The following is a 22880-nucleotide window of genomic DNA, read 5'->3' on the forward strand; positions in this document are numbered from 1 at the left end:
TGGGGGAAGAATCAAGAGATGAGAGTCAAGAGCCAAGACAGATCGAAAAAAGCAGCTTGTTATTTTTTCATGATTCTTGACTCTCATCTCTTGATTCTTCTTTTAAACGATCTTTAGTAATCTGTATAATTTTAACCTGATGCGGTTCAGGAAAACTATTCTTTTCCATTCCGGTACTGGTCCGTGCCCTTCTGCCGACCACATTTTTACATGATCCTCGTGCCATTTATTTTTTGTAGCTTCATTATGGGTCTTGGCATCGTCATGAACGTTAGCTACAGCCAACGGCTGCCTTATCCGTTTGCGTTTATGGCCTTTTACCAATCTTAGCCAAAGCTCATAATCAAGCGCACAATACATTTCTTCCCAAACCGGCTGATGGATGCTTGCGCTCCAAAAGCAGGCTGGTTGTGGTAATGATGGTATCTTTAAAAAATAATCGTATAACGGCGGTACAGTCATCAATTCCAACTCATTGTTCTTTTTGTTAAAGACATATCCGTAAACAAAAGCAGTCTGATGTTTTAAAAAGGTATTGGCCACCAGGTGGAATATATTTTTCAGGTAGTAATCGTCACTGTTTATCCACGCATAATAGCTGCCACTTGCCAGGCTGAAACCTAAATTGATAGCGTTTGATTGTCCCTTATCTTTTTTGCTTTGCCAATAACTTATCCAGGGAGAATATTTTTCGAGTATTGCACCGCTGTCATCTGTGCTACCCCCATCAATCACTATATATTCCAGGTTAGGATAGTTTTGCAAGAGTATTGACCGGATGGTTTCTTCCAGAAAGTGACCCTGATTAAAAGAAGGTGTAACAATGGTGAGCTTTGGCCATGTTATCTTTTCATCATATAAAGCCGGTGAAGTTTCCTCGGTCCAGGGCCAGCCTGTTTTATCAGTTTCGGGTTTGGGTAAAATATTTAATAGACCCTGTTTGGTAAACGGTACCGTTTGCAACGGAAATGCCGCTCCGTTTTTTTCTAATTCGGCACGATATTGAAGCAGATCAGGCAGAAGCATTTATCGTTTTATTTTCAAGAGAGTAATTTGTTTTTTAATGGTAATGAAGCTATCATGAGCCGGTTTACTCATTCCGGTTTGTGAACTTTAGCTCATGATGGTTTCAAGAGAAAAACATCTTTGATCAAAATGATCTAAAAATGCCCTGTCCCTGTCTCTTAAGATTATATCCGTATTTATTTCACCAATAAAACCGGCATTGTTATCTAAGGGTATAACTATCGGCTCTTCATCTGGAAATCTTGGAAAACTATCATGTACCATCACGTCATGCTTAACCAGCGGATATATGATCTTATTTAAAAAAGCCATATCCATTCCGTATTGGTTTGTCATCAGGAGCTTTTTCGTTTCTTTTTTGATGTCGATATCTATCAATCCCTTTTTTATACCCCAAATGCCTCCCATAATTCTGCCGGTGTGGTTCACATGGTCCCGGATAATGTGAAATTTCTTCTCGGAATTTAACCACTCATCGATCATTAATTTTTCCCGGTAAGTGCAAAAAGAATCAATATCCCTAATAATAACAGCATCCTTGTTTTTGTCTTCTATCACTAAAAAACGCCAGTTCATATACCGTGCGTCAATTCCGCCTCTTTTCATGATAATCACCTCACACTGTTTATCCAGGAGTAGTTGGATGGTCTTGGCGCTTACATCACTGCCAATGTATAATCGGCATTGCCAATCAGGAAGCCATTCATTATACGATGCCAGGGTTTGATCGATGTTTTCTATATATCTCGGTTCATTACCATAAAGTGCAAAGGCTATGGTTTTAGTTTTTACGGCTTTTGCAGGGATTGTTTTTAAAACCTGGTATAAGTCTTTATCGAAAAGAAGCTGCTTTAGCTGTTTAATGGCGAGATAAACCGCCTTAACCGGGTTTTTAAATGACTGAAAAAAGAAAGCCTTATGATCAGACCCCGCTTCAACAAAATTGATAAGGTTTTTAAGCTTACTAAGATTTGGGTTTAGCGGCCTTATGCTATGGGCATCAATATATTTGTTATTAAATAACCCTAATTTGGAATACCACCACTTCCCCCTGTCTATTCTTTTTCTGGCAAAGGGAGCCCACCCGCCTCTTGTTAAAAAGATGGTTTTTTTTAACAAGGGCGATTCATGTAACTGTTTAGCGAAAAAAAGCTCGTCGGTTTCCCAGTGCAAACCTAAAGCATACAGAGATTCGATAAATTCTTTTATGGTAAGCCAGTTGGTATCTTTAAGGCCAATAATTTGTTGAAAAAACTTCCCTTTGGCAGCTATATAACACATCGGGTACCTTACCTGATCTTTATAAGCATCAGCCGAAAATATGATGATGCGATCATCGTCATATTGGGATATCTGATTGGTAAAGTATTCTCTGCTTAGGGGAATCATGTCTATGTCGCCTATGACAGATATTTCTTCCGGAAACAGACAAGGTATAATAAAGCGGATAACCTGTGCTATAAATCCTGTAGGTATGTTATCAATAAGCGGAACTTTAATGACCAGGCCATGCTCGTAATTGAGGTTAAGATCGCCAATAACTGCTACAACCGGGGCTATTTTAAAATTGCTCCATGCTGTTGCAGTTAATGGCCAAAAATCATAATAGAATGGGTTGGCGTCTGTAGAGACTATTGCTTTTTGGATGATCAAGGGATTATCAGTTGAATTTTTTCTTGAGTTTTAAAAAGCGGCTTTCAAAGAGGTAGTATGATAAATAAGAAACGACAAAGAGAATGGGTACATTAAACCATGCTGAATCAGCATACCGGAAATAATGCCCCCAGGGCTGGTATTGGGTAAACAATTGCTGCCATATATAAATGCTGTATGATAAGGTCCCAATTTGCATCAAAATCTTGTTTTTTAAGATTTTAGACAATAAAGTGCTTTCATCAAAACACAGATATATTATTACAGCTATCAATAAATCAAAGATTAATGTGGTGATGAACTCATTTTCGATGAGCTGGCTGTTTCTGAAAATAATGGCAGCAACAAAAAGAACGAAGGTAAAAAGGAAATTGCTCTTTATTTTATTTGTAGGTAGTATCCCCTTAAAAATCAGGGCTGAAAGTAGGGTGCCAATTAATATGGATATCGTATCGTTCCCGAATAAAAGAACGATCAGGAGCGAGAGGTAGTGAATGATTTTAACAGAGAAAAACCAGCCGACATTATTGTAAACCAAAAGCCCTAGTATCTTGATTGTTAAAATGATGAGGCATATAATTTTTATATAATGTTTAAAGCAAAAAACTATAATTATCGGAAAAAATAAATAGAATTGCTCCTCGACAGCCAACGTATAAAAGTGCCCGTTATACCAATCAGCGTTATTGGTATGTATAGGCAGGTTTCGTAAATAAAGGAAAGAAGTGAGGAATGAAACGTTTGAAATGGAAAGCTTTAAAAGAACGTTTAAAATAAGCAATACGATGAGGAATAAATAGGATACAGGCAAGATCCGTAGCGCCCTTCTGATATAAAAATTTTTAAACGAAACTCTGCCATTTAAAATATTTTCTTTGTGCAATAAGGTGGTGATCAAAAATCCACTCAATACATAAAATATCCCCACTCCGGCATTCCCTTTGAAATAATTGCCAAATTGGGTGCCGATGGTTAGGTGGCCAATTACAACTATTAAAATGGCTACGCCCCGGAGCCCGCTTAAGGTTGGATAATAGGGTTGGTTAAGTAATGGAGGGATAGTTTTTATTTCCAATTTGATTGGTAATAACCTGAGGTCAATTATTGACTCTTGTCGGTTGGAAGGAAGATCATCCCAACCCCTTTTTCATATTCAAAGACATGGCCGCTGGCCATGCCATATCCGGTATATTCGATGCTTAATGCGTTTTCGCAGGATGCATATATTTCCACATCCGGGTGGGTAAAATACAGGTTCATATCCATGTTGATCTTATTCAGATTATGGGGAAAAGTTATTTTGTAAGACAATGATATTTCTCCTTTATTTTGAACGGTGACCCCATCGTGATGCCCGGGACTAAAAAAAGCAACCCGGTTTAAATCCCTATCTAAAAAGCGGCATTCGATATCTAAGGGCATATCGGTTTTTAACGATAGCTCAACTTTTATTTCAAATGAAAAGTTATTTTCCGAATTCAAAACAATATCATTGATGCTGCTATTGTTAAAAAGTATATTGGTTATTTTTAAATTATCAGAAGAGTAAGTTATTCTATCCAAAAAATTCGCATCTGTTTTAACGCCGTTTTGGCTGTAATTGTATACCGCATCTTTACAAGATCCGTTAAACGTAACTTGCCCGTTATTCAATAAAATTCCCTTATTGCATAGCTTCTGTACGGCGCCCAAATTATGGCTCACAAATAAAACAGTTTTGCCTTCTCCCCGGCTTACGTCGCCCATTTTGCCCAGGCATTTTTTTTGGAACTCTGCATCCCCCACGGCTAATACTTCGTCTACTATCAATATTTCTGATTCCAGGTGGGCAGCCACCGCAAATGCCAGGCGTACGTACATGCCCGATGAATATCTTTTTACCGGTGTATCTATGTAGCGCTCTACACCTGAAAAATCTACGATCTCATCAAACTTTCGTTTGATCTCGGCTTTGCGCATCCCCAGGATAGCGCCGTTTAAATATATATTTTCCTTCCCGGTTAATTCCGGATGAAAACCGGTACCTACTTCCAGTAAACTGGCTATACGCCCTTTTACCTTTACCGAGCCGGTAGTAGGCGAAGTAACCCGGCTTAATATTTTAAGCAAGGTGCTTTTGCCCGCGCCATTGCGACCAATAATGCCCACGGCATCACCTTGTTCAATATCAAAATTAATATCGCGTAAACTCCAAACCACATCACTTTCGCCTTTGGTTGTGCGATCATTGGTTTCACCAATTTTTAAAAAAGGATCTTCTTTACCGCGCATCCTGGCCCAGTAACGTTCCAGATCGCGGGAGATGGTGCCGGTACCAAAATCGCCCAGTTGGTAGGCTTTTGACAAATTTTCAACTTTAATTGCAGTGCTCATTTATACGGTATCTACAAAAGTTTTTTCAACCCTGTTAAATATAATAGTACCTATTAACAGGATTATGATAGTAGTGATGAAACTATAACCTATCAGTTCCCAGCTAAAACTGCCTCGACCTAAAAACCCATATCTGAAAGTTTCAATGATAGCCGTTATCGGATTGAATTTTACCAGCCAGCTATAAGCCGGATACCGGGCCTCGGCTACCGATAGGGGGAAAATTACTGTTGTAGTATACATTAACAATGGTACCCCGAACGATACGATAAAGGCCAGATCCCGGTATTTGGTTGTTACTGCTGATATGATCATCCCAAGGCCCAAACCCAAAGCCGCTATCATGATGATGAGCACAGGCAATAGCAATAAAAAAGCATTTGGAACAATAACGGTTCCCTTAAACAGGTAAAACACGTAAAGAATCATAAACAATAAAAACTGTACCCCAAATCTGATCAGGTTGGATAGTACGATGCTCAGTGGCATAATTAACCTTGGGAAATAAACTTTCCCTAACAGTGCCGCGTTATCCCTGAAAACGGTAGATGTTTTGGTAAGACACTCAGCAAAATAATTCCATACAATGGTTCCTGCCAAATAAAACAAAGGCTTTGGCAGGCCATCAACGGGTATACCGGCCAGGTTGCCAAAAACCAGGGTATAAAACAAAATGGTGATAGCCGGCTGAATAAAAAACCAGATGGGGCCCAGTATGGTCTGCTTATAAAATGAAACAAAATCGCGCCTTACCAATAACAATAACAGATCGCGGTAATGCCATACATCCTTAAGCTTTAGGTCGAGAATGTTGTTTTGCGCGGTTATTTCAATATCCCAGTCTTCGTTTTCCAACATGCTTATTCGGTTAATAGTTCCTCAAGTTTATGCGCGTAATCTGCTTGATTGAAGTAGCGTAAACTGTGTTTTTGTAGTTGCTCCCGGTCAGTGGTTGTTAGCGGTTGTGCTAACGATTCATTAATGCAGTTATATAATTCGGCAGCATTATCTGTGTTAACAGATTTGCCTAATTCACCGTTACGGATAGCATCAATGCTTCCGTCGGCATTACCACAAATAACAGGTAAGCCACAAGCCAAAGCTTCAATAAATACAATGCCGAAGCCTTCTTTTTTGCTTGGTAAAACAAACAGATCGGCCAGCAAAAAATGATCGGTCAATTCGGCTTCATCAATAAAACCGGTTAAGATGATTTGATCGCTCACGTCATGATTGGCTATTAATTTATTGATCCTTACATCTTCCAGTTCATCGTATTTTCCAGACAATATATATTTAATGTGGGGGAATTTGTTTTTCAATTTTCCTATGGCTTCGATTACCAACTCGTGACCTTTGTATTTTTCTGTAGAAGCCATACGGGTTAACGTAAATACAACCGGATAGCTATTGTTAAGTTGGTAACGATCAAGCAAATTTGTTGGCCTTGAAAAGGTGGCAGGTAATTGCATCAAAGGATCGATAGTATTATTCAGCACAATACAAATGTCTTTATCAACATGGTGCCAGTTGAGCATTTGTTGTTTGGTGTAATTGCTTACACAAATTATTCTGTCGCAGTTTTTCAGAAAACGTTTTTGGATGAACGAAAAAGGTCTCCATACCTCAATGCCATGAGCTACTAACCAAACCTGGCATTTAGGGTTAATGATCTTGATGATAAACCCAATTACAGCCAGGTTGATATGGCTCAATATGACAACATCCTGAAAAGAGAACTTTTTACAAAGAACTTTTAAAGCAAAGCTTAATTTATTGATACCAAATCCTTTAAAATTTGAGGATGGCAGATACTCCGGCATCAGATCGCCTGCATGATCATAAGCCGACCATAATTCAAAATCCCAGTTATTGTTCTTCGCTATTTGGTTTAAGGTATAGCCTAAGGTGCGGGTCATTTTTTGGATGCCACCGGTGGTGCTAAACGTTTGCAAAGTAAGCAGGAGTACTTTTTTAGACATGACCTTGTATCTGATAAAGTGCAAACGCTTTTGACCAGTGTATGCCTTGGTGTTTAAATTTTTTAATCACTGCCTGGGCCGCTTGCCCTTTGTAAAATTCACTGTTACTTATTTCGGGATGGGCAGCCATCCATTGTTGCAGCGGAAAGGAAAAACCCATTTTGGGCCGGTCCCATATTTGCGGCGGCAGCAGGTCTCCGAAGCTGTCAATCAATAGTTTTTTAGGTGGATTGCTGTCAAACCGGATGGATGGAGCAATACAATTTACGATGCTTGTAAAGTCCTCATCTAAAAAAGGGACCCTAACTTCCAGCCCATGATTCATGCTCATCACATCGGTATCCCTGAGTAACTGATTCTGCATGTATAAATTGGTTTCGAGCCAGGATGCATGTTCTTCATTGTAACTGCTTGGACCGGAGGCATGGCTGGTGTCAAAAAGTATCTCCATGACCTGTTTACTGTCGGCATCCAGAAATTTAGCTATCTCGATGGGAGAGAAGAAGCCTCTTAGCAAAAGGTAATCGGCTAAATAATGGTCGTTAGCTAAAAAAGTCAATTTTTTATACTGATCAGGTAAAAATCCGGCAATAGCCGAAAACAATAACGGATTAATTTTTCGGAGATACCTCAAATACTTTATCCGCCTGAAAGATGGATACCCACCAAAAAGTTCATCTGCACCAATACCCGATAGTACTGCTTTTAAACCATCTTCATGAGCGTATTTACTAATAAACCAGCTATTGATGCCATCGGTAGTTGGCATATCCATGGCGGCAATTATCTGAGGTAAAAAAGTATCAAAATCATGTTGTTGTACCAGGTGCGAAAAGCTTTGACCCTGTAGCTTATTTAAAATTACACGCTGGTAGTTTTGCTCATTATAATTTTGCTCATTAAAATAAATGGATACCGTTTTTAGCTGTTGTTCTTTTTTGAGGTTGGCCAATAAGGTGAGCAAACTGGAATCAATACCTCCGCTTAAAAATACACCAATGGTAGCGTCGGCCATCAGTTGCCGGTTCACGCTTTTTATGAGCGCGTCTTTGATCAACAAGCGGGCCTCGTTTACATCGGTAATTTGTTCCTGCGCCGGTGTTTCATGATACGAATTGACGGTGTAGGCAGATGAGGTAATATCCCAGCGTAAAAAATGCCCCTTCGGTAAACTAAAAACATTTTTTAAAGTAGTGTAGGGCTCTGGAATGTGGCCAAAGGCTAAAAATCTTACCGGCCAGTTGGGGTCTTTTTCTGTAACGATACCTGCAGCGGTAAAAGCCCTTATTTCTGAGGTAAAGCTTAAAGCCCCATGCTGTGTGTAGTAATATATGGGTTTGATACCCGCGCTATCACGAACCAGGTAAACGAGATGCTTAGCAGTATCATACAAAGCAAAAGCAAACATCCCACGGAATTTGGCGAAGGCAGCAGTTCCCCATTGCAGATATGCTAATAAGATCACCTCGGTATCGGTTGCCGATTTGAATTGTGCACCCAGGGTTAACAGCTCTGTTTTTAACTCCTGGTAATTATAAAGCTCGCCGTTAAAAGTTATCCATGCCTTTTGCCCGGCATCGGCCATGGGCTGGTGCCCGTTGCTGCTTAGGTCAATGATGGATAAACGACGGTGCCCAAACCCTATATGATTTCTTTCGTCAAAAAACAGGCCCTCATCGTCTGGGCCGCCATGCTGTAATACCTGGCACATGGCCTTTACTTTTTGATGTATCTCAGCAGGCGGCAAGCTTTTATCAATTATTCCTGCTATCCGGCACATGGTTGGTATATCTTCACAGCTTCGCCCCGTAAGTTACAGTTGTATTTTGTAACTTATTATTTTACAGTTATTTATAAGAGTCAAGAGCTAAGAATTAAGAAGCAAGAAAATAACTAAATATGCGATAATGCCACAACAAAAAATATTCAGGTACGGCTTTTTACTATTCTTTCTTGTTTCTAATTTCTTGACTCTTGATTCGTTGTATTTTCTTTAATGTTAAAAATAATATCCTGATTAAAAGCGCTCAATATAGGAGGCTGCAACATGTACAATAATGGAGCGCCCTATACTTTCAAGCCTTAATATCAATTGCTTTTGCGACCGGTATATAATCACCTCGCCTGTAAGCCCTTTCAAGGGGCCCGCTTTTATAATGATCTTTTCTCCGGGCTGCAGATTTTCTTCTGTAATTTCCAGATCAAGTGAACTTGTCATTAATAACTTTAGTTCGTTGATCTGGCGGTCGGGCATGGTGGCCGGTTTGCCCGAAAAATATAAAAAACGGGATATGCCCTTAGTCATTAGCACCTCTGTCTGCGCATGTTCGGCGATGTTAACAAATAGGTATGATTTGATAAAGGGCTCCTCGACCCACTTTTTACGATCGCTCCATTGTTTAAGTTGCCGGTGTAGCGGCAGGTAGGCTAAAATTCCTTTATTGATTAGCGCTTCGTATGCTTTTTTTTCGGCCCGCGCATGGGTATAAACCGGATACCATTTGTTTTTTGCCTCACTTGTTAGCAGGTCCATTGTATTTGAAAGTATACTTATTTAAACCATCTTCTGATATCCCACCATTTGGCTTTGTTATCATCCAAATAATAACCCGAATCTTCATAACCGCTGTAATCGGCATAATAGTAATAGTGCACGCCCGAACTATCACCGGTAAATTTGGTGGTATAGTACCTGGAGTGCAGAGGTTCTTCCTCAAACGCATTCAGCACTATTACCGTGTTATTAAGCTGATATTCCTGCGCTACGCGCTGTGGTACAGTAGCCGCATAAAACTTTGACCTCCCTGATCGTATCACAAAAACATTGATATCACTCATCCGGATAAGTGGGATAGCATCAGACACCAGGCCTATAGGAGCGGTATCAATCATCACAATATCGTATCTGGTTTTTAACTGGGTTATTAAAGTATTCATCCGCTCGCTATGCAGCAGTTCGGAGGGGTTGGGTGGTACCGGGCCAGAAATTATAAAATCAAGATTTTCCTGCTCCGAATGAAAAATGATATCATCCAGTTCGCTTTGGTGTGCCAGGTAGTTGCTTAGCCCTATGTGGTTAGCTACATTAAATATTTTATGTATCCTGGAACGGCGAAGATCGGCCCCAATAAGAATAACTTTTTTATCGATAAGTGAAAGTGTACTTGATAAGTTAACTGCGACAAATGATTTTCCTTCACCGGCCACTTCTGACGTGATACAGATAACCTTGCTTTTTTTGTCAGATGCCAGGAAGCTTAAATTGGTGCGTACAGAACGCACCGATTCTGCAAATATAGATTTGGGCTTAACGAGCGCCAGAATTTGCCCGTTATTTTCATCAATAGGCTCAGGAAATTTGCGGATGATGCCCAGTATTGGTATAGAGGTAAGGCTTTCGATAGTTTCTTTATCATAAATGTAGGGATTCATGATCCTGACAATAATAATAAGACCCAAACCGATAACTAAACCCATGATAATGGCTGAGCGGTGTATATTATGCTCATCTGGCGATACCGGGTTAAAATTAGGCTGTGCGGGTTCAATAATGGTAGCCCCCGGCAATATACCCGCCCTGCTTATTTGCGCCTCCAGCTTTTTTTCTGATAAAAATGAATAAACTTTATCGTTGATCTCAAAATCCCGTTGAAGGCTCACCAGGTCGCGCTGAGCGGCCGGCAATGTCATGATGGTTTGATTAACCTGCGACAGCTGGCTATCTAAAAAGGCAATGTTTTTCTCAATCCCCGAACGTAAAACTTTGATATTATTAAGGGCATTCAGTTTTATTTGCAATACCTGCTGATTGATATCACGGATAGGTTGTGAGTCATTATTATAAGTTTTTAATAATGCGTTCCGTTCCTGTATCAGGACATCCAGTTTTTCGACCATGGCCTGCAATAAATGATTATCAGCGCCTGCGGTGGTAAAATTTAAATTAACGTTATCTTTTTCCCTGGTGATTTGATCTTTGAGCTGATCAATGGCCATCAGCTGTATTTTTAATAATGATTTGTTTGATTCAATTTCGGCTGCTTTAGTAACTGATGTGGTTGAAGCCGAACTTACATCCAGGATCTTTGATTTTTGCTTGTATTTTTCAATGGAATTTTCCGAACCTTTAACTTCTGTTGACAAAAAAGCCAATTGACTATCAATAAAGTCAATCATTTGCGAAGCTGATTGTGCTTTTTGATTGCGATCAAAAGCAACATACTCATTCATGATACTATTGATAATATCGGCGGCAAACTGAGGGTTAGAGTCAATTTCCTGCAGGCCGATAATATTGGAGTTTTTTGATGTTTCGCCTGTGGCCAAGCCAGCTTTTACACGGTCTATATAATCTTCAGGAATATTGAATTTAAATAGATAAACGGTGTTTTTGCTCAGCATCCCCGGGTATTTTATAGTGAAGCTGGTAGGGCCTATATTTACAGGAGTATCGTAGTTAAACGTGTTTTGAGTTTCTTTACCGGCAATTTTGTAGGAAAGCTCAAATGATTTGTTATTAAGGGCTTTAAAGCCTATTTGATCATGGTAAAAATTCAAACTATCAAACCTGATCAGTTCAATATTCAATGGTTTTGAAGGGTAGACTTCAGAAGTGCGTACCCGCCCCATGATATAAAAGCTTACCCTGTAATCCAGGTCTTTTATAGCGCTCAGGATAAGGTTACGGCTTTGCAGTACGGAGGTGATACTTTGTATTTTTGATGGCCCGCGTTCGGGAACGGCCATCACAGTTACCAGATCTGATATTTCCGTTTTCTTTTCTTCAATTTTTAATGTGCCTGCGGATGAATACGTTTTTGGGGTATACCACAGGTATGTATAAGAAATAAGCACAGATATACCCACGGAAGCAGCTATCCAATACCAGCGGCTCAATAATATTTTGCCGATCTTAAAATAGTCAATCTCCTGGTTGGGCAGTTTTCGCTGAATTTTTTCTGTTTCTTCCATTAGCGATGGGAAAGCGTGAAAATAATTAAGGCCGTATTCAACAAAAGCAACACCGGTTGACTGATCACTGATATGTTTTGCAGGTTATCATTCCGTACAGCACGTTTGTTTTGGGCAATATAAATAATATCTCCATTTTGAAGAACAGCGCGCGGATCATTGATGGATTGAATATTCCGCAGATTGATGACTGCTACCTGTGGATTGGCCTGATCGCCCCTTATAATTTGGATGTTGGTTTCATTGGCTTTGTCTGTAAGGCCACCGGCCGCGCCAATCATTTCCACCAGGGTAGTCCTGTCTTTGGTTAGCGGATAATTTCCTTGTCCTTTAATTTCGCCCAATAATGTAACCTTCAGGTTTACAATTTTTAGCTCGATGATGGGATCTTTGAGCAAACTTTTACGGTAAAGGCCTTCTATAACCTTCGCAGCTTCGGCCCGGGTAAGCCCCGCTACAGCTACATGGCCAATAACCGGCAGGGCTACGGTACCATCATCATCAACCTGGAAAGTTTGGCCTGTAGTTGCACCATTGCTCCCGCCCGAAGTGGTGCTGTTGCTTACAGGAGCTTCGTCAACTATATACTTTACGTTTTGTAAGTTCCTGATCTGTAGTATATCCTGAGGTTTTATGCGATAAGCAGCCATGGTTACAGCGGCCTTTTGTGCTGAACTGCTGTCCGGAGCGGCTGTTTTTTGTTCAAAAAGCACTTGGTATTGTTTGCTGGAACAAGAAGCTAAAACAAAGATTATCCCAAGAAATAAAAGAGTAAAGGTACAAATGCGCATAGAAAAGAGTAGAAGGCTAAATAACTATATAATTAGGGATTGATTTCAAAAATACATAATTTGCGGGTATATATATTTGTATTCTTTTCCAACTTGTACGTTTTGAAGCTCTCCCTGGTTACAGTAGTTTATAATGCTCAGGATACCATCAAACAATGTATCCAATCTGTTATCAGCCAAAACTACCCCAACCTGGAGTATATTATTATTGACGGCGGCTCCACAGACCATACGCTTCAGATTATTAATGAATATCGGGAGTATATCCAGATTTTAGTTTCGGAACCGGATAAGGGCATATACGATGCTATGAATAAAGGTATCCGGCTGGCTACCGGCGATATAGTGGGTATGTTAAATGCCGATGATCATTTTGCCGATGAGCGTGTTTTACATTCAATAGCCGGTGTATTTACGCAGCACGATGTAGAAGCATTGTACGGCGATCTGGATATTGTTGATCAACGCCAGCAGGTTATCCGTAAGTGGCGCTCCGGTAAATGTAATCACAACTCCTTTAAGCTGGGATTTATGCCACCGCATCCCACTTTTTATTGCAGGCGCAGCTTATTTGACCAATTTGGTTTTTACAGTCTTGATCATGGATCGGCAGCTGATTATGAATTGATGCTCCGGTTAATGTACCGGCATCAAATCAGGAGTTATCATTTAAAAATGGTAATGGTTAACATGAGTGCCGGTGGCATCAGCAGCAAAAATTTAAAGAACAGGGTAAAGGCCTGGCAATTTGATTTGCTGGCTATGCGTCAAAATAAAATTCCGTTTCCCGTACTAACACTGGCTTTAAAGCCGCTCCGAAAAATAGTTCAATTTCTTTAAATTCTACTTGAACTTAAATTATTTATACTCGTATAAGGAGTATAAATAATTATAACCTGTTTTTATAAGATAGCCCCCGCTAACATTATAAAAGCATTACATGATAGAACTATTGCATCCTAACAACTTTGGATATCAGGTTTTAATACTTGTAATATCGACCCTTATAACCTGGTTAGCCATACCGTCCATTTTACATGTGGCACGTGCGCGTCATTTATATGATGATGTGGGGCATTTCCGCAAGCAGCATGACCACGGCATACCACGCTTGGGTGGTGTAGCTATATTTGTAAGCTTTATTATTACCACCCTTTTATTTAGTATTATAGACAAGGCCCTGCCCATCAGTTATTTACTGATAGCCTGCATTATTTTATTTGCCATGGGTTTAAAGGATGATCTTTCGGGCGTAAACTCCAGTACCAAATTCCTCATCCAGTTTATTGTGGCAGCCATCCTGGTATTGCTGGGCGATATCCGGATCACCAGTATGTATGGCATATTCGGTATTTTTAATTTGCCCTATGTGCCCAGTGCTATATTTTCTATCCTGCTCATCATGCTGATCGTAAATTCCTTTAATCTGATAGATGGAATAGATGGCCTGGCCGCCACCACCGGACTGATTGTTAACGGCACGCTGGCTTTGATGTTTATGTCGGTAAAACAGTATGAACTGGCCGCTATTTGCCTGGCTATGATAGGGGCAGTAGCTGGTTTTTTACGCTATAACATTACCCCGGCTAAAATATTTATGGGCGATACAGGAGCTTTACTGATCGGTTTGGTATCGGCAGTGATGGCTATTAAATATACAGAGATCAGTAAAATCAGTATATCGGATGTACCGCATCTGTTTACAGCGCCTGCGCTTACGGTAGCCGTACTGATAGGGCCTGTTTTTGATACCTTGCGGGTGTTCACACTCCGGATATTAAAAGGGGTATCGCCATTTGATGCCGACCGCAACCATATGCATCACCGGATGCTGAAGCTGGGGCTTACCCATTTGCAGGCTACACTATGCCTGGCAGGTATGAATCTCGGCGCCATTGGTTTTGTGTTGCTTTTCAGCGACCTGAGCAATACTTTTTTGATTTCGGCGATCTTATTAATCCCCATTATTTTTAACTGGATGGTTACTTTCTGCATCCGCTCCAAAGAACGTGAACAGGTAGCTTTACGAAACTTATTTGTGTAAAATTCATTAAGGCATTAAGTTATTTACTTTGTAGTCATTGGGCCATTATGTAATTAAAATGACCCAATAACTCAATGTCCCAACGACTTAATTACTAACTTTGACCTGTTTTTAAAACAGAGAGAATGAAGATCGCTATAAATGGATTTGGCCGTATAGGTCGCATTTTTTTAAGAAATGTTTTAGCTAAACCCGGTATTGAGGTGGTAGCTATCAATGACCTTACGGATACGCAAACACTAGCCCACTTATTTAAATATGATTCCGTTCACCGCGGCTTTAAAGGCACGGTTGAGCATGATGCCAGCAACCTTTACATCAATGGGCACCAAATAAAAGTATTGGCCGAGCGCGATCCACAGGCACTACCCTGGGGTAAACTGGATATTGACCTGGTGATAGAATCAACCGGGAAATTTACTTCCAGGCAAGGTGCCGAATTGCATTTAGCCGCTGGTGCCAAGCAGGTGATTATTTCGGCCCCATCCACTGATAAAAATGTACCAACTGTTGTATTGGGGGTAAATGATGGCCTGGTCGATCTGCATTCACCCGTGTTATCTAACGCTTCATGCACCACCAATAATGTGGCGGCTATGGTGAAGATACTGGATGAGAACTGGGGAATTATTGATGGCTACATCACTACCGTTCACTCCATGACCGGCGATCAAAACCTGCATGATGCTCCGCATAAAGACCTGCGCCGGGCAAGGGCGGCTTCGGCTTCTATTATACCTACTAGTACAGGTGCTGCCAAAGCTATCACCGCTATATTTCCGCATCTCGAAGGCCGTTTGGGTGGGGCTGGTATTCGCGTACCGGTACTTAATGGTTCCTTAACAGATTTTACCTGCAGCCTTAAAAAGCAACCCACTATTGAAGAAATTAACCGGGCATTTAAACAGGCCGCCGATGGGCCTATGAAAAATGTACTGGAGTATACCGAAGATCCCATTGTATCAACCGATATACTGGATAATCCGCACAGCTGTATTTTTGACGCGCAGCTCACCTCCATTGTAGGGGGACTGGTGAAAGTGGTTGGCTGGTACGATAACGAAATGGGCTACAGCAGTCGCCTGGCCGATCTGGTGGAGGAAATAGCTAATTTAGAACCAAGAAGTTAGAGTCAAGACATTAGAATCAAGAGCCAAGAATCAAGAAAATTGCTAACTAACAAATTAGAAAATGTTATGCATGCCAACAATAAATGATTTGCCTTTTTTTCTTGATTCTTGACTCTAATATCTTGACTCTTATATGAAATTATGATCAAATTTATAACTGTAGAGGACTTATTGCCTATCCGCAACGAAGTGCTGCGTGAAGGCAAACTCACCTTAGAAGAGTGCATTTTTCCGACGGATAAAATAGAGGGTGCTTTTCATTTAGGCTATTACCAGGATGATGAACTGGCTTGTATAGCATCGTTTCATCCCCAAAATTATGAAGGTTTCGCTGGTAAGGCCTACCAGCTGCGGGGCATGGCCACTACCGAAAAATATCAGGGTAAAGGACTTGGCAACCAACTGGTAAATTTTGCCCTGGTTTACCTGCGCGGGCGAAAGACTAATTACGTTTGGTGCAACGCGCGTAAAAAGGCAGTGCCGTTTTATCATAATGCTGGTTTCGAGATCATTTCGCCGGAGTTTGAAGTGCCTGGAATTGGGCCACATTATGTGATGTATGTTAAAATAGCATGAAGTTTGAGCCATTTTCAAACACCTTTTTTACTTTTTCGTTAAGAATTAAGAATAAAATGTTGAATTTGCGCGCCTTACAGTAAATGACCCATATAATTAATATGAAAACAGTAGATCAAATAAGTTTTGCAGGCAAAAGAGCCCTGATCAGGGTTGATTTTAATGTGCCTTTGGATAAGGATTACAACATTACTGATGATAACAGGATGACGGCTGCTTTGCCAACTATAAAAAAGATTTTAAAAGATGGCGGTAAGGTTATCCTGATGTCGCACCTGGGTCGACCAAAAGATGGTCCGAATGAAAAGGATTCCCTGAAACATGTTGTTTCGCATTTATCTGATCTGCTGGGTCAGCAGGTACAATTTGCTGACGACTGTATTGGCGCTGATGCTCTTGAAAAATCACAAAAATTAGGAAAAGGCGAGGTGCTTTTATTAGAGAACCTGCGTTTTTATAAAGAAGAAGAAAAAGGCGATGTGGCTTTTGCCGAAAAGCTTTCCAAATTGGGCGATATCTATGTGAACGATGCCTTTGGGACCGCTCACCGTGCTCATGCTTCTACAGCAGTAATCGCACAGTTTTTCCCTGATGCCAAATATTTTGGTTACCTGATGGCTGCCGAATTAAACAATGCCGAAAAGATATTGAATGGCGCTGCTAAACCTTTCACCGCTATCATGGGTGGTTCCAAGGTTTCTGATAAGATCGAATTAATCGAAAAATTGCTGGATAAGGTGGATAACCTGATCATTGGTGGTGGTATGGCTTATACCTTTGCTAAAGCAGAGGGCGGCAATATCGGTACATCACTGGTTGAAGCCGATAAATTGGACCTGGCCATCAGCCTAAAACAAAAAGCTAAAGATAAAGGTGTGAACCTTTATTTACCGGTTGATAACGTTATTGCTGATGCTTTTGCTAATGATGCCAAAACCAGCGTTGCTAAAACCGGCGAAATTCCTGACAACTGGATGGGCCTGGATATCGGTCCGGAAACCGTTGCTATATTCAGCAAAGTGGTTGAGGAATCAAAAACTATTTTATGGAACGGCCCGATGGGTGTTTTTGAAATGGAATCATTTTTAGTAGGCACCAAAGCTATTGCCGAAGCGGTAGTTAAAGCAACCGAAAACGGTGCTTTCTCGCTAATAGGTGGTGGCGACTCAGCTGCTGCGGTTGCCAAATTTAATCTGACCCATGAGGTGAGCTATGTATCAACCGGCGGCGGCGCTTTGCTGGAATACATGGAAGGTAAAGAATTACCGGGTGTAAAAGCCATAAACGAGTAATCGAATATCTTTTATAAAAACAAAAGCTCCCCGATTTTTAGGGGAGCTTTTGTTTTTTGTAGGGTTTGCGGGCTGCCATGCTGAGCTCCGTCGAAGCATGGTGTGCAGACCTCTGCACTCTACCCTTCGACAGGCTCAGGGTGACATCCCTTTTGGGGAATTATTACTCACTTATGGGTTCATGATCTTGATCAGATCCTTGGTTACCTTGTAATCAGGAACACGGAGTGTGTTGTCATGCATAGAGGTTAGCGGCGCATCACGGTCAATAGCATAACCAAAGGTGCCACCTTTTTTGCCTGAAGTTGGCTCCCAGCGGGCATAATCATAAGCACGACCTGTACCATTCTCCGGGTAAGTAACATCATCCCAGTAATTGCTTGGGTAGCCGTTTTCTTCATAAAATGAAAACCCGGGTACAAACTGAGTTGAGGTAATGTAAGATTTAAACGTGTTCCATGTGCCTTGTAAGGTGGATGAGCCTCTGCCATAAGCCTGTAACCACACAAAGTCGATCATGGTATACACTTTTCTGAAAAGGCTGTTGGTACCGGTTTGGTTGGTATCAAAGGTAAGCAGTTTGCCGGTGCCCGATTTTGGCCCCAGGTAAGCCGAAAGTGCAGTGTAAACGCCAGTCATATCAGTTAGCGTACTACCCGATGGATTGCTTTCCACATCAATATCATAACCATCCAAACCGTATTTGTTAACCACACTATCCATGATCATTTTAGCAGTTGTCTGGTACCCAGCGGTGTTATGCGGTACGCCCGACGGAATATTCAGGTTGCCTGTGACAATTACTTTGGTGCCTTTGGCATGTAACGAGCTCACCCATGCCGGTACGCTGCCGGCAATAGGCGATGTTTTGTCAAAACAAAAAAGGATAAGTACGTCGAGACTATCGGGTACCAATGAAAAGTTAGAGCCATTTACACCAGGACCATAGCAAGGGCCCTGTACACGGTAAAAGCCTGCGCTAATTTCATGCTTGGTGGCTTTATAAGCAATCAGGTCGGCATTTGAAGCCATGGTTGTAAGCCCATTTTTAGATGCACCTGTAGTTAGTGATTTTGAGACAGTGTTTCCAGAGTTCTTTTTACAAGCCTGGGTTGTGAACAAAGCAGAAAGACCAATCAGCAAAAGACCGGCTTTTAATGAAGATGTGTTTTTTTTCATAATGGGGGATTTTAGAGGGTTTATGTTTGATGAAATTGTTTCTGAAATAAATAACAAGGAGGTTGCATAGGAACCCTTCCGGAGAAGGGCCCTTATACAAACTAATCAACCTTACCCAGTTTCTCAAGCTGGATAATGCCTTATTCATTATTGAATTTTAACAGAGGTTACTTTATCATTGGCATTTGGCGACAAGGTGGTAAAGTCGGGCGTGTTTGCCGTACGTGTCCAGGATGTGCCGCCAAAGTTATCGTTGATATACATGATCACTGTCCATCCCGATGGTACTTTTACCGATGATGCCCAGTTATCCACAAAACCATAAGCCTGTAATTGGGACAGGGTATAGGTGCCTTTAGGTATCAGGCTGGTAACCGTACCGCCATAATTAGTATTTTGATAAAAAGTTACGCCGGTGGTTGGAGTACCGCTGCCAGAGCCGTTCATAAGCTGAATGGCATTCCTTGACACTATAAATGGAGGAGTATGGTTATAATCGCGGCTCATGCGGTAAGCGCCAACGCCGGCAACCTTGTTGGTTTTGGCCCAATTAGTGGCATAACTGTACAGATCGGATGTTGCTTGAGCATCGCCGCCTGATTGATCTTCAGTGCCATCGGCATGTTTAAAGCTATCGCCGTTAACCAGCAAAATAGTTTTATCCGATCCATAAGTAGAAGCTATCGAAGATAGTGGGAAGGAACTGCTGCTCCAGAAATGGCTTCCGGTAGTATAGGACTGGAATAATATATAGTCATAATTGCTTTTAGTGCCGGTTAAAGTATTGTTATCCAAAGATCCGTCGGTATCATAAAAGAATACCGGTTTTTTGCCCATGCTTTTGGTAACTGCCGAGGTAGAGTTCGGTCCGAACCATTTGGCCACCGATGTTAGTAAATTCGGATAACTGCTGCTGGTTACGTTTTTGTTGTCGATGGTACCGGATTCTATATCCAGATCTATACCGTCTAAAGAATCGGCTACAATATGCTGGTTATACATCGCCTGCGACCAATGATCATAAGTGCTGGTTGAACTGGCAACGGTCTTGGTTGAAGTTGGCGTAGCCGGATCCTTGGATGATCCATCAAAATAGGCATCCTGCAGAAAGTGACACACCACTATCCTGGTTCCTTTGGCTTGTGCTGCACGCCAATGAGATCTGGTGGCATCATTCCCGGCAAAAAACTCCAGAAAGTCGGTACTGTCTGGTGCATTGGCCGGATTATAACTGGCAGCAGGATCGGCACCATCACCTACCAAAAAACCTACAAATATTTTATGTACACTATTTTTGTAAGCAATCAGGTCGGCATTTGAAGTGGCCGCCTGGGTTTTTAAACTATTCTTGGATGCACCAAGTGTTTGTAGTTTTTCGGCCGAGTTTCCGCTATCCTTTTTGCAGGATGAAGTAAGGGCAAGCGCCAACATACAGAGCATAGGCAATCCTACCCTCGTTAAAAAAGCATTTTTTTTCATAATAGTTTTTTTATAAACAGTTAAATAGAGTCAAGAGCCAAGAGTCAAGAATCAAGAAAGGAGTGAAATTGATCGATGACCATTTTTAACTCTTGATTCTCGATTCTTATTTTGTTATTGAATTTTAACAGAGCTTACCACATCGTTCGCATTGGGCGACAGGGTGGTGAAATTGGTAGTGTTGGCGGTTAACGTCCAGGAGGTGCCGGTAAAATTATCATCACTGTACATGGTCACTGTCCATCCCGAAGGAATTTTTACCGATGATGCCCAATCGTTCACAAACCCCAAAGCCTGCAACTGTGATAAGGTGTAATTGCCCTTGGCTATGTTGCTGGTAACGGTACCGCCATAATTGATATCCTGATAAAAAGTAACACCGGTAGCCGGTGGAGTAGTGCCGCCGCTGCCAAACACCGTAGCTTTACCATATAACGCGTTAGATACATTGCTCAGGTAAGTGTGCGAATCAGCATTAGGCAGATTATAGTACAGGTAGATGCCATAACCATCGCTTACTGTTTGTGTTGCTAATGATGCTGCTGTTGATGCGTCGGTGCTTTGGATATCAATAGCAGCAGGACCCAGGTTGCTTTTAGCTAATCCCGGTACATTTGGGGCGCCGTAGCTGCCGTAATAAGCTTGCCAGCTATAATCAATTTTTGAGCCTACGGTTACACCATTATAACTTAAGTTTGATGCGGCAGGGCCAATAAAATAAAAGGAGATCAGCTTATTGGGCATCAGCTGGCGTAGCGCGGTTACCAGGTAAACAAAAGAGCTAGAGTTGGGTTGCCCGGTGTTGTTGGTTCCGTAATCGGCATATTCATCGTCAAAATCAATACCATCCAAACCGTAGGTGGTTACAGCATTTGCGAGTAGTTGGGCAAAATCCTGTGCAGCCTGCTGGCTCGGGAAGTTGGAGATACCTGCGCCTTGGTGATTACCCAGGATGGATAGCATTACCTTAATACCCTTGGCTTGTAATGGCTGAATCTTAGTGGCCGCGTTGTTTAATACAGCAGTTACCTGCGGATTGAAAAATAATTCGGCCTTTTGGGTAGTGGTGTTGTAATTGATATTGGCCGCGAATATAATACCGATATCAAAAAGCTGCTCCCCGGTTGACAGGGTATAATTGCCTACATTAAGAATATCGTTATTGTTCACCTCTACATAACAAACACCTTTAGGACCGCTAACGCCAATGGCATTGGTGCCCAATTTTGATGAAGCAGTGTTTGTTTTTGCATTAGGGGTAAGGTCTTTTTTACAGGCTGCTGTACACATTAGCGCAAAGCCAAATAGGGCTACAGCTATCCTGTTAAAGGATAAATTGATAGATGTTTTCATGTCGGTTTCTATTGGTTTTTCAAGGGTAAATTTTAGGGCTGTTTCACGGTAGCTTTACCATATAGCGCGTTAGAAACGCTGGTTAAGTAAGTATGCACATCTGTATTAGGCAGGTTATAATACAGGTAAATACCGTAGCTGTTATTAACAGTTTGTGTAGCCAGTGAAGCCGCGGTTGATGAGCTGGTACTCTGGATATCAATAGCAGCAGGCCCTAAATTGCTTTTAGCTAATCCCGGAACATTTGGTACTGAATAAGACCCATAAATGGCATTCCAGCTGTAATTAACTTTTGAGCCTACGGTTACGCCATTATAGCTTAGGCGAGATGCTGCCGGGCCATAAAAATAAAAAGAGATGAGTTTGTTAGGCATCAGCTGACGCAAGGCGGTTACCAGATATACAAATGAGCTGGAGTTGGGTTGCCCGGTATTATTGGTACCGTAATCGGCATATTCATCGTCAAAGTCGATACCGTCAAGACCGTAAGTAGTAACGGCGTTGCTGAGCAGTTGGGCAAAATCCTGCGCAGCTTGTTGGCTCGGGAAGTTAGAGATGCCCGCACCCTGGTGATTACCCAAAATAGAAAGCATTACCTTAATACCTTTGGCCTGCAGGGTTTGTATATAAGTAGCTTTGTTGCTCAATACATTAGTTACCTGCGGATTAAAAAATAACTCGGCCTTTTGGGTGGTGGTGTTATAGTTAATGTTGGCCGCGAATATAATGGCGATATCAAACAATTGTTGTCCGGTTGATAAGGTGTACTTACCTACGTTACGGATGTCGTTGCTGTTAACCTCTACATAGCAAACACCTTTTGGGCCGCTAACGCCAATGGCGCTGGTACTTAATTTTGATGAGGTATTGTCAGTTTGTGGAGTTGGAGCGAGGTCTTTTTTACAGGCTGCTGTAAATAGGAGCGAAAAGCCCAACAAGGCCACTGACGCTTTGGTAAATAGTGAATTAGATGTTTTTCTCATTGTCGGTTTTTTAAAATTGGTTTATAAATTTTTAATCGGTTTAAGCTC

General features: G+C 41.4%; 19 protein-coding genes. 5 read left to right on the top strand and 14 right to left on the bottom strand.

Features of this window, described 5'->3' with window-relative positions; translation table 11 throughout:
- Positions 1-102: 102 nt before the first annotated feature.
- From BW976_RS17245 to BW976_RS17290, 10 genes are all read right to left on the bottom strand, one after another.
- On the bottom strand, positions 103-1026 hold the full coding sequence (locus tag BW976_RS17245; protein ID WP_076374701.1) for a glycosyltransferase family 2 protein: 924 nt from the start codon (positions 1024-1026) through the stop codon (positions 103-105).
- Between the two features lie 87 nt (positions 1027-1113).
- Positions 1114-2679, bottom strand: coding sequence for a hypothetical protein (locus BW976_RS17250; RefSeq protein WP_076374703.1), 1566 nt, complete (start codon positions 2677-2679; stop codon positions 1114-1116).
- Between the two features lie 7 nt (positions 2680-2686).
- Complete coding sequence (locus tag BW976_RS17255) at positions 2687-3754, bottom strand: acyltransferase family protein (protein WP_076374705.1); 1068 nt, start codon at positions 3752-3754, stop codon at positions 2687-2689.
- A gap of 26 nt (positions 3755-3780) precedes the next feature.
- Positions 3781-5052 (bottom strand): ABC transporter ATP-binding protein, encoded by a 1272-nt coding sequence (locus BW976_RS29810; protein ID WP_084192242.1) that lies wholly within the window; start codon positions 5050-5052, stop codon positions 3781-3783.
- Positions 5053-5910 carry an ABC transporter permease gene (locus tag BW976_RS17265; protein ID WP_076374707.1) on the bottom strand — a complete coding sequence of 286 codons (858 nt, stop codon included), beginning with the start codon at positions 5908-5910 and terminating at the stop codon, positions 5053-5055. It lies immediately after the preceding gene.
- 2 nt (positions 5911-5912) lie between these two features.
- Entirely contained in the window at positions 5913-7034 is a 1122-nt protein-coding gene (locus BW976_RS17270) for a glycosyltransferase family 4 protein (RefSeq protein ID WP_076374709.1), read from the bottom strand.
- Positions 7027-8814 (bottom strand): asparagine synthase (glutamine-hydrolyzing), encoded by a 1788-nt coding sequence (gene asnB / locus BW976_RS17275; protein WP_076374711.1) that lies wholly within the window; start codon positions 8812-8814, stop codon positions 7027-7029. Before asnB ends, BW976_RS17270 begins: the two co-directional genes overlap by 8 nt.
- 237 nt (positions 8815-9051) lie before the next feature.
- Complete coding sequence (locus BW976_RS17280; RefSeq protein WP_076374713.1) at positions 9052-9567, bottom strand: UpxY family transcription antiterminator; 516 nt, start codon at positions 9565-9567, stop codon at positions 9052-9054.
- 17 nt (positions 9568-9584) lie between these two features.
- Complete coding sequence (locus BW976_RS17285) at positions 9585-12005, bottom strand: GumC family protein (protein ID WP_076374715.1); 2421 nt, start codon at positions 12003-12005, stop codon at positions 9585-9587.
- Positions 12005-12718, bottom strand: coding sequence for a polysaccharide biosynthesis/export family protein (locus BW976_RS17290; protein ID WP_076374717.1), 714 nt, complete (start codon positions 12716-12718; stop codon positions 12005-12007). Before BW976_RS17290 ends, BW976_RS17285 begins: the two co-directional genes overlap by 1 nt.
- A gap of 138 nt (positions 12719-12856) precedes the next feature.
- On the opposite strand from BW976_RS17290, the gene BW976_RS17295 reads away from it, so the two are divergent.
- The 5 genes from BW976_RS17295 to BW976_RS17315 all read left to right on the top strand — a co-directional run bounded on the left by BW976_RS17295 (position 12857) and on the right by BW976_RS17315 (position 17838).
- A complete protein-coding gene (locus tag BW976_RS17295; RefSeq protein ID WP_245834726.1) occupies positions 12857-13636 on the top strand; it encodes a glycosyltransferase family 2 protein in 780 nt (259 codons plus the stop codon).
- A 100-nt stretch (positions 13637-13736) separates the two neighbouring features.
- Complete coding sequence (locus BW976_RS17300; protein WP_076374721.1) at positions 13737-14840, top strand: MraY family glycosyltransferase; 1104 nt, start codon at positions 13737-13739, stop codon at positions 14838-14840.
- Positions 14841-14965: 125 nt separating this feature from the next.
- Entirely contained in the window at positions 14966-15970 is a 1005-nt protein-coding gene (gap, locus tag BW976_RS17305; RefSeq protein WP_076374723.1) for a type I glyceraldehyde-3-phosphate dehydrogenase, read from the top strand.
- A gap of 141 nt (positions 15971-16111) precedes the next feature.
- Complete coding sequence (locus BW976_RS17310) at positions 16112-16546, top strand: GNAT family N-acetyltransferase (RefSeq protein WP_076374725.1); 435 nt, start codon at positions 16112-16114, stop codon at positions 16544-16546.
- Positions 16547-16647: 101 nt separating this feature from the next.
- Positions 16648-17838 carry a phosphoglycerate kinase gene (locus tag BW976_RS17315; RefSeq protein WP_076374962.1) on the top strand — a complete coding sequence of 397 codons (1191 nt, stop codon included), beginning with the start codon at positions 16648-16650 and terminating at the stop codon, positions 17836-17838.
- A 171-nt stretch (positions 17839-18009) separates the two neighbouring features.
- Here BW976_RS17315 and BW976_RS17320 read toward each other — a convergent pair whose 3' ends face one another.
- The 4 genes from BW976_RS17320 to BW976_RS17340 all read right to left on the bottom strand — a co-directional run bounded on the left by BW976_RS17320 (position 18010) and on the right by BW976_RS17340 (position 22832).
- Positions 18010-19017, bottom strand: coding sequence for an EndoS/ChiA family endoglycosidase (locus tag BW976_RS17320; RefSeq protein ID WP_139332329.1), 1008 nt, complete (start codon positions 19015-19017; stop codon positions 18010-18012).
- A gap of 147 nt (positions 19018-19164) precedes the next feature.
- Positions 19165-20496 carry an EndoS/ChiA family endoglycosidase gene (locus BW976_RS17330; RefSeq protein WP_076374730.1) on the bottom strand — a complete coding sequence of 444 codons (1332 nt, stop codon included), beginning with the start codon at positions 20494-20496 and terminating at the stop codon, positions 19165-19167.
- Positions 20497-20610: 114 nt separating this feature from the next.
- Positions 20611-21849, bottom strand: coding sequence for an endo-beta-N-acetylglucosaminidase H (locus BW976_RS17335; protein WP_076374732.1), 1239 nt, complete (start codon positions 21847-21849; stop codon positions 20611-20613).
- A 32-nt stretch (positions 21850-21881) separates the two neighbouring features.
- Complete coding sequence (locus tag BW976_RS17340; RefSeq protein WP_084192244.1) at positions 21882-22832, bottom strand: endo-beta-N-acetylglucosaminidase H; 951 nt, start codon at positions 22830-22832, stop codon at positions 21882-21884.
- Positions 22833-22880 lie beyond the last annotated feature (48 nt).

Origin of the sequence: Mucilaginibacter lappiensis, from assembly GCF_900155965.1 — a bacterium.
Classification (GTDB): domain Bacteria; phylum Bacteroidota; class Bacteroidia; order Sphingobacteriales; family Sphingobacteriaceae; genus Mucilaginibacter; species Mucilaginibacter lappiensis.

Bases quoted from the DNA above. Each gene is read 5' to 3' on its own strand.
- BW976_RS17270 (WP_076374709.1), bottom strand. From the start codon at position 7,034: ATGTCTAAAAAAGTACTCCTGCTTACTTTGCAAACGTTTAGCACCACC.
- BW976_RS17340 (WP_084192244.1), bottom strand. From the start codon at position 22,832: ATGAGAAAAACATCTAATTCACTATTTACCAAAGCGTCAGTGGCCTTG.
- asnB (WP_076374711.1), bottom strand. From the start codon at position 8,814: ATGTGCCGGATAGCAGGAATAATTGATAAAAGCTTGCCGCCTGCTGAG.
- BW976_RS17310 (WP_076374725.1), top strand. From the start codon at position 16,112: ATGATCAAATTTATAACTGTAGAGGACTTATTGCCTATCCGCAACGAA.
- BW976_RS17315 (WP_076374962.1), top strand. From the start codon at position 16,648: ATGAAAACAGTAGATCAAATAAGTTTTGCAGGCAAAAGAGCCCTGATC.
- BW976_RS17300 (WP_076374721.1), top strand. From the start codon at position 13,737: ATGATAGAACTATTGCATCCTAACAACTTTGGATATCAGGTTTTAATA.
- BW976_RS17320 (WP_139332329.1), bottom strand. From the start codon at position 19,017: ATGAAAAAAAACACATCTTCATTAAAAGCCGGTCTTTTGCTGATTGGT.
- BW976_RS17245 (WP_076374701.1), bottom strand. From the start codon at position 1,026: ATGCTTCTGCCTGATCTGCTTCAATATCGTGCCGAATTAGAAAAAAAC.
- gap (WP_076374723.1), top strand. From the start codon at position 14,966: ATGAAGATCGCTATAAATGGATTTGGCCGTATAGGTCGCATTTTTTTA.
- BW976_RS17280 (WP_076374713.1), bottom strand. From the start codon at position 9,567: ATGGACCTGCTAACAAGTGAGGCAAAAAACAAATGGTATCCGGTTTAT.
- BW976_RS17265 (WP_076374707.1), bottom strand. From the start codon at position 5,910: ATGTTGGAAAACGAAGACTGGGATATTGAAATAACCGCGCAAAACAAC.
- BW976_RS17285 (WP_076374715.1), bottom strand. From the start codon at position 12,005: ATGGAAGAAACAGAAAAAATTCAGCGAAAACTGCCCAACCAGGAGATT.
- BW976_RS17330 (WP_076374730.1), bottom strand. From the start codon at position 20,496: ATGAAAAAAAATGCTTTTTTAACGAGGGTAGGATTGCCTATGCTCTGT.
- BW976_RS29810 (WP_084192242.1), bottom strand. From the start codon at position 5,052: ATGAGCACTGCAATTAAAGTTGAAAATTTGTCAAAAGCCTACCAACTG.
- BW976_RS17335 (WP_076374732.1), bottom strand. From the start codon at position 21,849: ATGAAAACATCTATCAATTTATCCTTTAACAGGATAGCTGTAGCCCTA.